Raw genomic sequence first — 13,940 nt, forward strand, 5'->3', positions numbered from 1 at the left:
TTGCTGCGCATATCGCATTAAACGGGAGGAGGAGCTGCAGGTGCACTTTTTTTCTGATCTGGTCTCGCAGCTGTTTGAGTGGATTCAAAGCCTCGGTTATTTCGGGATCATGATCGGACTGATGATTGAGGTAATACCAAGTGAAATTGTACTGGCCTACGGCGGTTTTCTGGTATCGCAGGGCGATATCAACTTTTTTGGAGCGGTTGTCTTCGGAACTGTAGGCGGGGTGATCGCCCAGATATTCGTCTATTGGATCGGACGGTACGGCGGCCGGCCAGTGCTGGAGAGATACGGAAAATATATATTTATCAAGAAGCACCATATTGATCACGCGGAAGACTGGTTTAATAAATATGGAACAGGTGTTATTTTTACCGCCCGGTTCATTCCGGTAGTCCGCCATGCCATTTCCGTACCGGCCGGGATCTCGCGTATGCCGCTGGGCAAATTTACAATGCTGACTACCCTGGCTGTGATTCCATGGAGCGCGCTTTTTGTATACCTCGGATACACCCTCGGCGACCGCTGGGAGACCATCGACGAAGTTGCCGCTAAATACACGAATGAGCTGATTCTCGGCGCCATTGCCATAATTGTCATTTATTTTGTATTCAAATGGTACAAATCCAAAAAGAAAGGTAGTGCAGCATAATGCAGAATGTAGCCGCCAAATTCGGCCAAGGCCTGACTCCGCGCCAGTTTGTGGAGAGTATGACCAAGAACCAGCAGGCTTTCGAGGGCTGGTACGAGAAGTTTGCCTGGGAGAATGAGAGCGACCGTGAATTCTTCGAGAGTCTGAACCACAGGGATGACCTGCGGGTCCTGATTCTGGCCGCCGACTGGTGCGGTGATGTGGTCCGCAATGTACCGGTCGTGTTTCGCCTCATGGAGACGGCGGGCATCAAGACCGAAGTGCTGATTCTGGAGGAGCATCAGGATCTGATGGATCACTTCCTGACGAACGGCGGCCGTTCTGTGCCGGTCGTCATCTTTGCGGATACCGGCGGCTATGTACTTGGACGCTGGGGCCCGCGGCCTGCACATGTGCAGGGGCTGATGACCGCCTTCAAGAAAGAGAACCCGGACCGCGAAGCGCCCGATTATGAGGCTAATATGGCCGAAGTGCGCAAGGCCATGGGGCAAGCCTACGGAGAGGGAACGGAATCACATGCTGTAATTGCAGCTGAGCTGCGCAGCCTGATTTCCGGATTTTAGACCAATGCTGAATGTACGATCCTATAATCTCGGGCCGCTGCAGACCAATGCCTATCTGCTGACCGGAGCCGACCCGAAGCGCGGAATTGTTATCGATCCAGGTATGAATCCCGGACCGCTGCTGCGCGCGGTACAGGACATGGAGATTGAGGCGATCCTGTTGACGCATGCCCATTTCGATCACATCGGCGGAGTGGACGAGCTGCGCAAGCTCAAGCAATGCCCTGTATATGTCCATGCCCTGGAGAGCGACTGGCTGGGCAGCCCCAAATTGAACGGCTCCCTGATGTGGCCGGAAACATCGCCGCCGATCAGTACGGCACCTGCGGAATATGATCTGGCCGAAGGGCAGGTGCTGCAATTGCTGGGACTGAGCTTTAAGGTCTTTCATACACCCGGCCACTCTCCGGGCAGTGTAAGCTTCCTGTGCGGCAATGACCTGTTCTCCGGCGACGTGCTGTTCAAGCTGGGTGTGGGGCGGACCGATCTTTCGGGCGGACGGGAGCGTGACCTGATTGACTCCATCCGCGGCAAGCTGTATCGGCTGGATGAGGAAGTGAAGGTGTACCCGGGCCATGGGCCGCGGACATCCATCGGTTTTGAGAAGCGGAATAATCCATACGTCCCGGCACAATGACATTTTCGGACAAGAAACTGCTTCATACGGCTGGACAAGAGACTACAAAGTTGATAGAATAACGTTAATTAAATGTAACATTTACCTCGCGAAGCACGCAGACTGTGGAATTTATCCCGGTTTGCGTTCTTTTTTTGTCTGAATACAGATTACCGCTGGAGGAATGATGAATGGAAAGTGACTTGAAGTATCGGCTGGATTACGGACATATGCCTGTCTTTGGACCCAACAAAGAACCTTTACGCGATCATGCACCCGCAAATGCCAGGGCGGATTCCGGGCAAACGTTGTTCTGGAGAGATACCGAGGGCAAACGGGCGGTTCAGCCCTGGAGGCGGAAGCTCTGGGATTTGCAGAATAAAATCGGGCGCGACTGAACGATTCCGCATACATAACCGTATTACAGACGGGTTTATCAAAGACCGGGGGGAGGAGCATGATGAGCGAGGTTGCGCTGGGGAGGATCAGACAGGCGCAGCAAGGGGACACTGCGGCGCTGGCCGCTCTGCTGCGGGAGCATTATCCTTTTCTGTACAAATATTTAATCAAAGCAACGATGGATCCTTCGCTGGCGGAGGAGCTTGCCCAGGATACGATGGTCAGGTGCATGGAGAGAATCGGCACCTATAACGGCTCGTCTGCTTTTTCCTCCTGGCTGATTACCATTGCAACCCGGCTTTATATTGACCGGAAGCGGCGCTGGAAGCTGGAGACGCAGTGGCGGAAGCAGGAGCAGGGACGGCAGGCGATCCGCTGGCAATTCGAGAGCCGCAATCTGGAGTGGAGCGATGTGCTTGACGCGCTGTCCCGGCTGTCAACGCCGCAGCGGATGGCCGTGCTGCTTAAACATTATTACGGCTACAGCTATGAGGAAGCGGGAATTATGCTGCAGGTACCGGCTGGTACCGTCAAATCGCGGGTAGCTGCCGGACTGGACCGACTAAGGAAGGAGCTGAGGGACGATGACGAAGCCCGGTGACGCTGAGCTGCTGCAGAAGCTGCAGACGGAGCTTGAGCGGCTGGATGAGCTGTACGATGAGATTTCTTTACCGCCAGTGGCTGATATGGAACGCTTTGTGGCGGAGGAGCTTCTCCGCAGACAGAGACGCCAGCGCAGGGAACTGCTGCTTTTCATCATGGCGGCTCTGGTGCTGCTCAGTATTTTCTTGGCCGTATTGGGATACGCGCCGGTGCTTTTTTTGCTGCTGCAGATTGCATTTCCCGCCGTCGTGCTCCTTGGATTGGGGGCTTTGCGCCTGGCCAGAAGAAGAGAAGGTGCGGATGAATGAACGAGCTGCGGGAAGTCCCTGTCTGGCTGTGGATCTTTGTCGCGATCATTCTTTCTGTACAGGCTGTCTGTCTATTCCGGGATGCCCAGAAGAGAGACAAGGGAAAGGCAGCCTGGTTCTGGGGAATATGGGGCCTTACCGGTGCGCCGAGCCCCACCATTTGTTATTTGCTGTTTGTCATGCTTCCGGACCGCAAGAAGCGGGGGGGCCGTTAGGAATGAGGTAACCAGGGTTAAACTGGCCGTTAAGGGGGCTACAGGTTCTGCTGGCCCCCTTTTGGAACATAGCAGCCGTTGAAAACCCTGTCTTTTTCTGCGTTTTTCAGAAACTTTCTGCGACATTTCAATGAACGTTCCTCCTGCTGCTGGACAGGTCTAGTTTTTTCTAGTAGACTGTTGAATCAAGCAGAACGATGATAGATTTGGTCAGGAGGTAGGACGATGCTGCGTTTAGGTGAGAAGATTGTCATTGTCGCAGATGCTTTTGAGCAGAGTCTTCCTGTCGGAGACTACGGCTACCTGATTGCTTACGACCGCAATCCTGACAATGCGTTTGATTATGTCATTCGTGTACCTCAGGCCAACCGTAACTTCTATGTTACGGCAGAAGATATTGAGGCGGAAGAACAATTACTGGTAGTGGAAGCCGAGAAGGCGACGCATGCTGCATTGATAGATTATGCGCTGTCGACGCATAACGAGAAGCTGTTTCATCAACTGATGAACGGTGAGGCAGAGCCCGCGGAGAATGAAGCGGTAGCCAAAGAGAATATGTCCCAGGCGGAATTCATCAAGCAGGTGAACCTTCGCGCCTGGATTTAAAATACCCCCACATCGCGGAGCCCTTGCATAGAAGCTGTTCAAGTCATTTGCGGGGACTCCCAATATATTCTCTGATCGATTAAAGCAGGCCGGCGTATGCCGGCTTTTTTGTTTCGAGCGGCTCACGTACAAGCTCATTGAATTGTCCAGGCTTCTACAATATAATTAAAAACATTATCCGGGCGCTTTAGCCCTTTAAACAGGAGGGATATTTCCGATGAGCATTACCGTCAAAGATGTGCAGCATGTCGCCAAGCTGGCCCGTCTGCAGTTAAGCCCGGAAGAAGAGGCTGTTTTTACCGAACAAATGAATGCTATTTTACAATATGCCGAGAAACTCAATGAGCTCGATACGGATCATGTTAAACCCACAACACATGTGCTTCATGTCAGCAATGTGATGCGTGAGGATATCGTAAAGGAAAGCGTTACCCAGGAAGCCGCCCTCCTGAATGCTCCGGAGGATGAAGAAGGACAATTCAAAGTACCTGCGGTGCTGGAGTAACCCACCTGAGAGGAGGAAGAATGTTGAGTTTGTTTCAATATCGTTTGCCTGAAGTACATAAACTGCTGCAGAATAAGGAGCTTTCGGTCAGCGAGCTGACCGGAGAAGCCTTCAAGAATATCGCCGCACTTGATGGCCGGGTGCATGCTTTTCTGACCCTGAATGAAGAGGAAGCAAAGCTGACGGCGCGTACGCTGGACGACAAGCTGGCTTCCGGTGCCGCCCGCGGTCTGTTGTTTGGCCTGCCTGCGGGGATTAAAGACAATATCTCCACCAAGGGGCTCCGCACGACTTGTGCCAGCCAGTTCCTGGACAATTTCCAGCCGATTTATGATGCGACTGTAATGACGAAGCTCCGCCAGGCGGATGCCGTGACCATTGGCAAGCTGAATATGGATGAGTTCGCCATGGGCGGCTCGAATGAGAACTCCAGCTACGGACCCGTACGCAACCCATGGGATCTGGAACGCGTTCCCGGGGGCTCCAGCGGCGGTTCCGCTGCGGCGGTGGCTTCCGGCGAAGTCTTCTTTGCCCTGGGCTCCGACACTGGCGGTTCGATTCGTCAACCGGCATCGTACTGCGGTGTAGTCGGCCTTAAGCCAACCTATGGCCTGGTCTCGCGCTTTGGCCTGGTCGCTTTTGCCTCTTCGCTGGACCAGATCGGTCCGTTGACGCGGAATGTCGAAGATTCCGCCTACGTGCTGCAAGCCATCGCCGGATATGATCCGCAGGATTCCACTTCGGCCAAACTAGCCATTCCTGATTATCTCGGCGCGCTTACCGGCGATATCCAAGGGCTGAGAATCGCAGTGCCGAAGGAGTACATTGGAGAAGGTGTGGATCCTGCCGTCCGTGAATCTGTGCTGGCCGCACTCAAGGTGCTGGAAGGCCTGGGTGCCGTTTGGGAGGAAGTTTCCCTGCCGCATACCGAATATGCAGTGGCCGCCTATTATTTACTGGCTTCTTCAGAGGCATCTTCCAACCTGGCCCGCTTTGACGGGGTACGCTACGGCGTCCGTGTCGACGAGGGCGGCGGTCTGCTTGATCTGTACCATAACTCCCGCAGCCGCGGCTTCGGCCCTGAAGTCAAACGGCGGATTATGCTGGGTACGTATGCCCTGAGTTCCGGATATTACGATGCCTATTATTTAAAGGCGCAGAAAGTGCGCACCCTGATCAAACAGGACTTCGACGACGTGTTCAAGAACTACGACGTGGTAATCGGACCGACCGCTCCGACGACGGCATTCAAGCTCGGTTCGCAAACCGAAGACCCGCTTACCATGTATTTGAACGATATATTGACCATCCCGGTCAGTCTGGCAGGGATTCCGGCGGTCAGCGTTCCATGCGGATTTGCCGAAGGCATGCCGGTCGGACTGCAGATCATCGGCAAAGAATTCGACGAGACTACGCTGTTGCGTGTAGCACATGCTTATGAACAGCATACAGAACACCACAAAGCCCGGCCACAGCTATAACTTGCGGTCTTTTTAAGGAGGGAATAGGAACATTGTCTAAATACGAAACAGTCATCGGGCTGGAGGTTCACGTCGAGCTTCATACCAAGTCCAAAATCTTCTGCGGCTGCTCCACGGAATTCGGTGCGCCGCCCAATACGCATACCTGTCCGGTGTGCCTCGGGCATCCCGGCGTGCTGCCTGTCCTGAACCGCCAGGCGGTGGAATATGCGATGAAGGCGGCCATGGCGCTGAACTGTACTATCGGCGATGTCAGCAAGTTCGACCGCAAGAACTACTTCTATCCTGACTCGCCCAAGGCGTATCAGATTTCGCAGTTTGACCAGCCGATCGGCTTGAACGGCTGGATTGATATTGAAGTGAACGGCGAGACGAAGCGGATCGGCATTACCCGCCTGCACCTGGAAGAGGATGCCGGCAAGCTGACCCACGTAGACGGCGGCTTTGCTTCGCTGGTGGACTTCAACCGGGTAGGCACGCCGCTGATCGAAATTGTCTCAGAGCCCGATCTGCGTTCACCGGAGGAAGCCCGCGCTTACCTGGAGAAGATTCGGGCAATCATGCAATACTGCGATGTCTCCGATGTGAAGATGGAAGAAGGCTCGATGCGCTGCGATGCAAATATCAGCCTGCGGCCGGCAGGCCAGCAGCAGTTCGGCATCCGTGCAGAGCTGAAGAACATGAACTCCTTCCGCGGCGTGCTGCGCGGTCTGGAGTATGAGCAAATCCGCCAGGCAGAGATTCTGGACGACGGAGGTGTCGTCGAGCAGGAGACCCGCCGCTGGGATGAGACGCAAGGCAAGACCTTGTCCATGCGCGGCAAGGAAGAAGCGCATGATTACCGTTATTTCCCCGATCCTGATCTGATCGTTCTGCACATCGACGATGCGTGGAAAGAGTCGATCCGGTCTACAATTCCGGAGCTTCCCGACGCCCGTAAAGTCCGGTATGCCGAAGAATTCGGCCTGACTGCCTATGATGCCGGCGTGCTGACCTCCGCGAAGCCGCTCGCGGATTTCTTTGAAGGCAGCCTGGCCTTTACGAAGGATGCCAAGGCAGTCGCCAACTGGATGATGGGGGATTTGCTCGGCTATCTGAACAGCAATAACCTGGAGTTATCCCAGGTAAAGATTACACCTCAGGGCCTCGGTGAGATGGTTGGCCTGATCTCCGCCGGCACAATCAGCAGCAAGATTGCCAAGACTGTCTTCAAAGAAATGCTGGAGAGCGGCAAATTGCCGGGCGTCATTGTGGAAGAACAGGGGCTGGTGCAGATCAGCGACGAAGGTGCCATTAAAGCGATTGTCGAGTCCGTTGTTGCAGCCAACCCGCAATCGGTTGAGGATTACAAAGCCGGCAAGCAGAAGGCTATCGGCTTCCTGGTCGGACAAGTTATGAAGGAAAGCAAGGGCAAGGCGAATCCGGGACTGGTGAACTCGCTGCTGGCTGAACTTTTGAACGGCTAAATATGGTTTTTGGGTAATAAATAACAGGAATAACAACGCTCAGGGCTTGTCGGCAACGGCAGGCCCTGATGCGGCATACAAGGGGATTGTGGGAATGACAACGACAATAACCAGGCTGGATCTGCAGGACGGCTATACGGTGGACGAACTGTGGAGTCTGCAGCATAAGGCTTACCGCCTTGAGGCTGAACTGATTGGCTTCCGCGAGATCCCTCCGCTGCTCGAAACCCGGGAGATGCTGAGAAGCTCCAAAGAAACCTTTTTCGGCCGTTTCGACGACCGCGAGGAATTGATGGGGGCGGTTGCAGTCATGGAAGAAACACCGGGCCGGCTGACAGTGACCCGTATGATGGTGAATCCGGAGTGTTTTCGCCAAGGGGTTGCCGGAAGCCTGCTTGAGTATCTTTTTGACCGTTACTCGGGGATGGAGCAGTTTATCGTATCTACCGGCAAGCTTAATTCACCTGCAGTCGCCTTATATACCAAATACGGATTCATCCCTGTCTCTGCCGAGGAGGTAGCACCGGGTGTGGAACTTATCGAATTTCACCGCAGCGGGCGGAATTAATCTGCTGCAATGTAAATATGTATCGAAAGGAGGAGACCGTCATGAATTCGGAACCCCGGGATGAGGCTCTGCAACGGCTGACACTGGAGAATGGTCCGGACGACGGAGGGAACGCCGACGCCATAGAAGAGGCACCTGTGGTTATTCCGCGGCGTCAGAAACGCCGCCGTCTCCGTAAACGCAAATTTATCGCCGGACTGCTGGCAGCCCTCATTCCCGGAACAGGACATCTCTATCTGGGTCTTCTCCGCAAAGGAATTTCCGTGATCTTTATTATCCTGCTGGATATCGCCGCCATGCTGTATTTCTCATCCATCGGAATGCAAATCAATGTACCGCTTTTGATTTTGCTGGCGTTTCTGATTCCGGTGGTCTATTTCTATAATCTTTATGATGTGCTGCAATCGGCAGACCGGCTTCTGTTGGCATCCAGAACGCACACCCCAGCTCCTGCAGACCACTCCAAATCAAAACCCAAGCGTTCCTTTATCAGCGAGCCTGGCATAGCTTTTGGCCTGCTGCTGCTCATTGGAGGCGTGATGATGTTTCTGTTCCGCCTGAAACCCCCCTGGCTGCAGACCTTTATCGAGAATGATGCCGGGCTGGCTGCGTCGGTTGTGCTCATAGCAGCCGGCCTGCTGCTTGCCGTCCGTGAGATTTCGAAAGGATGGATCACCTACCGTTCCGGCGGATCCTCTGTTCGCCGGGCAGGCAGATATACCGCTGCAGTCATTCTTGCCGGAGTAGGCGCTTTACTGCTGCTGGACTCCCTGTATGAAACGGAACGCATGCTGCAGCTGTTGAAGTGGTGGCCGCTTATCCCTGTATTGTGGGGAGCCGAATATGTGCTGATCGGTTTTTTTGCAAGGCGCAGAGTCAAAGGGCAGTCAAAGCGGAGATCCCGGATGGATTTGCGTGGCCTGCTGTCCTCCATTGTTATTGCCGCCAGCGTTTTTCTGGTTGCCGAACAGGAGCATTATTTGCATCTATGGAATAAGGTCAGCCTGAATTTGACCGCAGCAACAGTGGATTATGGAGAAGCTGAGGGCAGCAGCTTCGAGAAGGCGCCCCTTATTGTGCCGGTTGAACTGAATACCTCCAAGATTACCGTTGACGCTATCAACGGCGATATCCTCATCCACCGGGCAGCGGTCGAGGATGTAGAGATTACAGCCACCGTATGGGTCGATCAGCTGGAAGGGGTGCTCTCCGAAGCCGTAGCAGAGCAGTCGTTCGTAGAAGTGACCGAAGGAGCGACGATCAAAATCATCCCACATGGCAAGGCCTACGGCGAGTCGGGCAAACGCCAGCCGCGGATGGACCTCGATATATCGTTGCCGGAAGACCGCCGGTTTAATTTGGATGTACGGACTATGAATGGAGACCTCACTCTGCAGAATGTGGAGGCCATTGCGGATATCTCTTTGGAGACGGGGAACGGGGAACTGATTCTCCACCGCATCTTCGGCAATGTAAAAGGCAAAACACTGAACGGAGCGGTACGGGCAAGAGCGGTTAATGGCAATGTAGAGCTTGCGACCAGCGGCGGAAGTATGGATGCCTGGGATGTAGAGGGTTCGCTTAAACTGACGACGGCCGTAGGGAACATCTCAGCTACGGGCAGCGGAGCCGAAGTAAATCTGTCCAGCAAAAATGGCAATCTTCTGGTTAACGGTGCAAGATCAGGGCTGCAAGCGGAATCGTTGAATGGTACGATTGACATCCGCTCATCCGAATTCGGAGGCGATTGGGACATTTACAGTGCTGTCGGTGACATTGAGCTGCATTTGCCCGCTGATGGGCATTACGAGATGAAGGGCTCCAGCGGCTACGGAAATATTTATTCGGACATACCGGCCCTGACCATCGACAAAAAAACCATTTCCGGAACCGTCGGCACCGGCGAATTCCAGCTCCAGGTAGAAGGAAACAGCAACCTAGATGTGAAGATATATTGAAAAAAACAATATTTATTATATAATAATAAATATAAACGATAGGTTCCGTTGACAACTGGAAAAGCTGGATCTTACAATGTCTGTATAATTTAATTAGTGTGTTTATTTAAAGGCGGTGGAAATGATGGGTAGTGGCGTACAGCATGCATTGGAACAACTGAAGACTACCGGTGTCCGAATTACGCCCCAGCGTCATGCGATTCTTACGTATCTGATGGATTCGCTGAATCATCCGACGGCGGATGAAATTTACCGTGCGCTTGAGCCGCAATTTCCAAGTATGAGCGTGGCAACTGTATACAATAATCTCAAGATGTTCATGGAAGCCGGTATGGTCCGCGAGTTGACCTATGGCGACAGCTCCAGCCGTTTTGACGCCAATGTATCGGATCACTATCATGTGATTTGCCAAGAGTGCGGTAAGATTGAAGATTTCAGCTATCCTTCGCTGCATGAGGTGGAAGAACGGGCAGAGCAGGTGACAGGCTTCAAAATTCATGGGTTGCGTATGGAACTGCACGGGGTTTGTCCAAGCTGCAGCAGTAAGAAACACTAAGTGTATTTTGTGAATCTGAATATCACTGGAATAACGTGGGGTGACCGCTGGCGGGTCCTCACGTTTTTTTTGTTTATCCTTTTGTTTACTGTTACCAGGCCCGACACTAAAATCTCCCTAACCTTCCAACAGATTTGCGCAACCTAAGCAGGTTTCATCGCGTATACTTACAATTGACCATCCTTTTATACTTTACTATTTTTGGAGGATATATTTTGAGCAGACTACAAAGTCACAGGCGTTCGAAGAAGCGCGGCAGCCGTTTTCGCCGTTTTGTATTGTTGGCCGTTATCGCTGCGGCAGTCTATTGGGTTGTATTTTACGTATTGCCGAACCGTTCACACATAGATCCGGACTGGGAGGGGCTGAAGCAGCCGATTTTTGTTCAGGGAGAACTCACCGGCTATTCGGCTTCGGGAACCGGAGACAACCTTCTGCTGCCGTTGCCGCTGCTGCAGGAGCATGTGGATGAGTCCATCCGTTACGAAGAAGAGACAAAGTCAGTGATCTTGACCACGGCCAGCGAGCTGCTATATATGCAGGAGAACACGACGGAAGCAAGCCTTAATAACCAGCCGCTTCAACTGCGTCTCGCGCCCGAAGAGCAGGAAGGGGTTACTTATCTGCCTGCGGATACGCTGAGGGAGCTGTACGGGTTCGAGATTCAGGAGGATACGGCTACCGGCGCTGTCTTGCTTATGAAAGCGGGCGAAAGCGTTCCTCTCGGCAAGGTTAAGGGCGATGAAGGAGAACGGACGCGTGCCTTGCGTAACGAACCTACCATTCATGCGCCGATTGTCGCTGATATGCCGCCGGGAGAGGTCGTGAGCATCTGGAAATCGGAGCTTGAGGACTGGCTGTATGTGCAGATGGACAGCGGGTACACCGGATATGTTAAAGCTGGTGACATTCTATCGGCCGGCCAGAAGACAGTCGAGCCCCCGAAGAGTGAACCGACGAGGGCGGAGAGAAGCTGGAAGGGCAAGCCCGTCAATATGTTCTGGGAGGCTGTATATGAGCGTAAGCCTGATCCTTCCACGTTCGGAGAGCTGCCGGGGGTTAATGTCACCAGCCCGACCTGGTTCAGTATTATCGATACGGATGGAAATGTACGTGCAAAAGCGGACAATGCCTATGTGGATTGGGCTCATCAGCGGGGGATGGAAGTCTGGGGGCTGCTGAGCAACAGCTTTGAGGCGGATCTTACAACGGAGGCCCTCTCTACCTATGACAGACGTATCAATACGATTGCACAGATGCTGGAATATGCCGATCTTTATGATTTGGATGGTATTAATATTGACTTCGAGAATGTCTACACCAAAGACGGTCCGAATGTGACGCAGTTTATGCGGGAGCTTAAGCCGATGGCCCAGGCCAAGAATTTGATCGTTTCCATTGATGTCACTCCGAAGTCAAACAGTGAAATGTGGTCGTTGTTTCTGGACCGGAGGGCTCTGGGTGAGGTAGTGGATTTTATGATGGTAATGGCTTATGACGAGCACTGGGCATCTAGTCCGACTGCCGGCTCGGTGGCTTCGCTGCCTTGGGTGGAGGCCTCCATCAGCAAAATTATAGAAGAGGACGATGTGCCTGCCGAGAAGCTGATCCTAGGCGTGCCCCTCTATACCCGAATCTGGTCGGAAACGACGGAGAACGGAAAGACTAAAGTAAGCTCTAAAGCTGTCAGTATGAATGCGGTACAGGAAATCATTGCTGACAAGAAGTTAACCCCCAAGCTTGACGCAACTGCGGGGCAGCATTATGTCGAGTACAAAGAGGATGGTGTTCTGCGCAAAATTTGGATTGAGGACAAGCTGTCCCTGGACGCAAGAGTGGCGCTTGCCAAGGAATATAGTTTAGGCGGCGTAGCTGCGTGGAACCGCAGCTTTGGCAATCAGGAAGCCTGGGAAGCTTTGCAAAATATTATACAATAGCCATAAATGAAAGAGGCTCCTGACGGAGTCTCTTTCATTTATGTTCAGAGAACTTTCAGTGCCGTCCGGGATAATGGCTTGAGGAATTACCCCGGCGTTATTTTGTTATCAAAGCGCGCCGGGTTAGGTGGGCTTTAACTCCCATTAAAAAATATAGTTCGCTTGTCCAGAAGGAACTGTCATTCATGCGTAGAATATTTGTAATTAAGAATTTTAGGGAATACTGTAGGGACGCAAATCGCCAAATTTGATGGAGGGAAGTATGGAACTGTCCAATTTGACCCTGATGAGCGGAGAGACGTTTGATGAAAATGTGCTGGGTGCCGTAGCTGTGCGTCAGCAAGGCAATGCTCCTTTTCAAAGCGCGCTTCTTCACGATTTTGATGTGGTGGTATTGATGCTGCATGAGGAACAAGAGCAGGCACGCATCATCACTCATACGATAGCCGGCGAGAGACGTACACAGACTGTCCATGTGCGCATGTCTGAGCTGGAGAAGGCGGTTATGGCCGGAGACAACAACGAGTTACTTACCAGCCTGGTGGCCGGTGATGTGATTTGGGACCCCCAAGGCATACTGGCGGGAATGCGCCAGGAAATTATTGAGTTTCAAGGACCTCTCAAAGAACGGATCTTGTTTATAGAGTATGCCCGCTTTTTGCATATGTATGTGAAGTCCAGACGCTATCTGGAAGTGGGCTGTATTATGGACTCATACAATTGCGTACTTATGGCGTTGTACCATTGGGCTAGAATCGAAGTCGGAGAGGCCGGATATTTTCCCGATCCCGCCGTTTGGGAACAAGTCAAGAGCATGAATTCTCCGGTGCATAAGCTTTATGAAGAATTGACTGTCAGCACCGAGACTCTGGAACAGCGGGTGGAACTCATTATGCTGGCATGTGAGTTTGCACTGATGTCCAAGTTATCGGACTGCTGTTCTTTGCTGCTGGGCATTCTGCGGAGCCGCAAAACTTCGTGGAGCATCGGTGAACTGCTGCAGCACCCTGCATTGAGACCTCTGGAAGCGGAGTTGCCGCTGGTGTTACGCAAGCTGGTATCGCGTTCAATGGTTAGGGAGATTACTTCATGGGCCGATGATCTCGGCGACGGCCATGCAGTTCGGTATACAGTGTAACAAATATTGAAATTGGAGAGAGGCGTGGACTCTCTTTTTTTATTTGTCCCGATGGGGAGCGGACAGCAACAATCCAATATTTGTTGTTGACTCTAATGTTATTGCTGTGTTAAATTATAACTCGTCCCTCCGGTACGGAGAACTGCTGAGAAGCAGCCGGGAATCAGCCCTAAAAAAGAAATTTAAAAAAAGGGTTGACTAAAATGAGGGTAACATGATATATTATAAAAGTCGCCGCTGACAAACGGCGGTGAAGAAAAAGAGACATTGATCTTTGAAAACTGAACAACGAGTGAGTATCGGAATTCACCTTATTGGTTTCAATAAAGTGATTCCACAAATGAGAATTTATTCTCGTCAGTTTCA

Annotated in this window: 15 protein-coding genes; all 15 read left to right on the forward strand. The window is 52.4% G+C overall.

Annotation, left to right across the window (positions count from 1 at the left end):
• Positions 1-40: 40 nt before the first annotated feature.
• The 15 genes from uptA to F1381_RS24465 all read left to right on the forward strand — a co-directional run bounded on the left by uptA (position 41) and on the right by F1381_RS24465 (position 13,574).
• Positions 41-655: an undecaprenyl phosphate transporter UptA gene (gene uptA, locus F1381_RS24395; protein ID WP_151737436.1), complete on the forward strand. Its 615-nt coding sequence runs from the start codon at positions 41-43 to the stop codon at positions 653-655.
• On the forward strand, positions 655-1,218 hold the full coding sequence (locus F1381_RS24400; protein ID WP_151737437.1) for a thioredoxin family protein: 564 nt from the start codon (positions 655-657) through the stop codon (positions 1,216-1,218). Before uptA ends, F1381_RS24400 begins: the two co-directional genes overlap by 1 nt.
• A gap of 4 nt (positions 1,219-1,222) precedes the next feature.
• The gene (locus tag F1381_RS24405) at positions 1,223-1,855 is read left to right on the forward strand and encodes an MBL fold metallo-hydrolase (protein WP_151737438.1); all 633 of its coding nucleotides are present in this window, start codon (positions 1,223-1,225) and stop codon (positions 1,853-1,855) included.
• Positions 1,856-2,294: 439 nt separating this feature from the next.
• Positions 2,295-2,834 (forward strand): RNA polymerase sigma factor SigY, encoded by a 540-nt coding sequence (sigY, locus tag F1381_RS24410; RefSeq protein WP_151737456.1) that lies wholly within the window; start codon positions 2,295-2,297, stop codon positions 2,832-2,834.
• Positions 2,818-3,144, forward strand: a complete 327-nt coding sequence (locus F1381_RS24415) for a DUF5345 family protein (protein WP_151737439.1) — start codon at positions 2,818-2,820, stop codon at positions 3,142-3,144. The genes sigY and F1381_RS24415 overlap by 17 nt, the downstream gene beginning before the upstream one ends.
• Positions 3,141-3,359 (forward strand): hypothetical protein, encoded by a 219-nt coding sequence (locus F1381_RS24420; RefSeq protein WP_151737440.1) that lies wholly within the window; start codon positions 3,141-3,143, stop codon positions 3,357-3,359. The genes F1381_RS24415 and F1381_RS24420 overlap by 4 nt, the downstream gene beginning before the upstream one ends.
• A 225-nt stretch (positions 3,360-3,584) precedes the next feature.
• Positions 3,585-3,965 carry an ATPase gene (locus F1381_RS24425; RefSeq protein ID WP_151737441.1) on the forward strand — a complete coding sequence of 127 codons (381 nt, stop codon included), beginning with the start codon at positions 3,585-3,587 and terminating at the stop codon, positions 3,963-3,965.
• A 217-nt stretch (positions 3,966-4,182) separates the two neighbouring features.
• Entirely contained in the window at positions 4,183-4,470 is a 288-nt protein-coding gene (gene gatC, locus F1381_RS24430; protein WP_151737442.1) for an Asp-tRNA(Asn)/Glu-tRNA(Gln) amidotransferase subunit GatC, read from the forward strand.
• A 23-nt stretch (positions 4,471-4,493) separates the two neighbouring features.
• On the forward strand, positions 4,494-5,951 hold the full coding sequence (gene gatA, locus F1381_RS24435) for an Asp-tRNA(Asn)/Glu-tRNA(Gln) amidotransferase subunit GatA (RefSeq protein WP_151737457.1): 1,458 nt from the start codon (positions 4,494-4,496) through the stop codon (positions 5,949-5,951).
• 23 nt (positions 5,952-5,974) lie between these two features.
• Positions 5,975-7,417, forward strand: a complete 1,443-nt coding sequence (gene gatB, locus F1381_RS24440) for an Asp-tRNA(Asn)/Glu-tRNA(Gln) amidotransferase subunit GatB (protein WP_425495293.1) — start codon at positions 5,975-5,977, stop codon at positions 7,415-7,417.
• Between the two features lie 94 nt (positions 7,418-7,511).
• A complete protein-coding gene (locus tag F1381_RS24445; RefSeq protein ID WP_151737444.1) occupies positions 7,512-7,985 on the forward strand; it encodes a GNAT family N-acetyltransferase in 474 nt (157 codons plus the stop codon).
• Between the two features lie 41 nt (positions 7,986-8,026).
• Positions 8,027-9,943: a DUF4097 family beta strand repeat-containing protein gene (locus F1381_RS24450; protein WP_246188183.1), complete on the forward strand. Its 1,917-nt coding sequence runs from the start codon at positions 8,027-8,029 to the stop codon at positions 9,941-9,943.
• A 124-nt stretch (positions 9,944-10,067) separates the two neighbouring features.
• The gene (perR, locus tag F1381_RS24455) at positions 10,068-10,499 is read left to right on the forward strand and encodes a peroxide-responsive transcriptional repressor PerR (RefSeq protein WP_151737459.1); all 432 of its coding nucleotides are present in this window, start codon (positions 10,068-10,070) and stop codon (positions 10,497-10,499) included.
• Between the two features lie 215 nt (positions 10,500-10,714).
• Positions 10,715-12,436, forward strand: a complete 1,722-nt coding sequence (locus tag F1381_RS24460) for a glycosyl hydrolase family 18 protein (RefSeq protein ID WP_151737445.1) — start codon at positions 10,715-10,717, stop codon at positions 12,434-12,436.
• A gap of 262 nt (positions 12,437-12,698) precedes the next feature.
• On the forward strand, positions 12,699-13,574 hold the full coding sequence (locus tag F1381_RS24465) for a nucleotidyltransferase-like protein (protein ID WP_187355544.1): 876 nt from the start codon (positions 12,699-12,701) through the stop codon (positions 13,572-13,574).
• The last annotated feature ends 366 nt before the right edge of the window (positions 13,575-13,940 follow it).

Origin of the sequence: Paenibacillus tengchongensis (genome assembly GCF_008973665.1) — a bacterium.
Lineage (GTDB): Bacteria > Bacillota > Bacilli > Paenibacillales > Paenibacillaceae > Paenibacillus_AQ > Paenibacillus_AQ tengchongensis.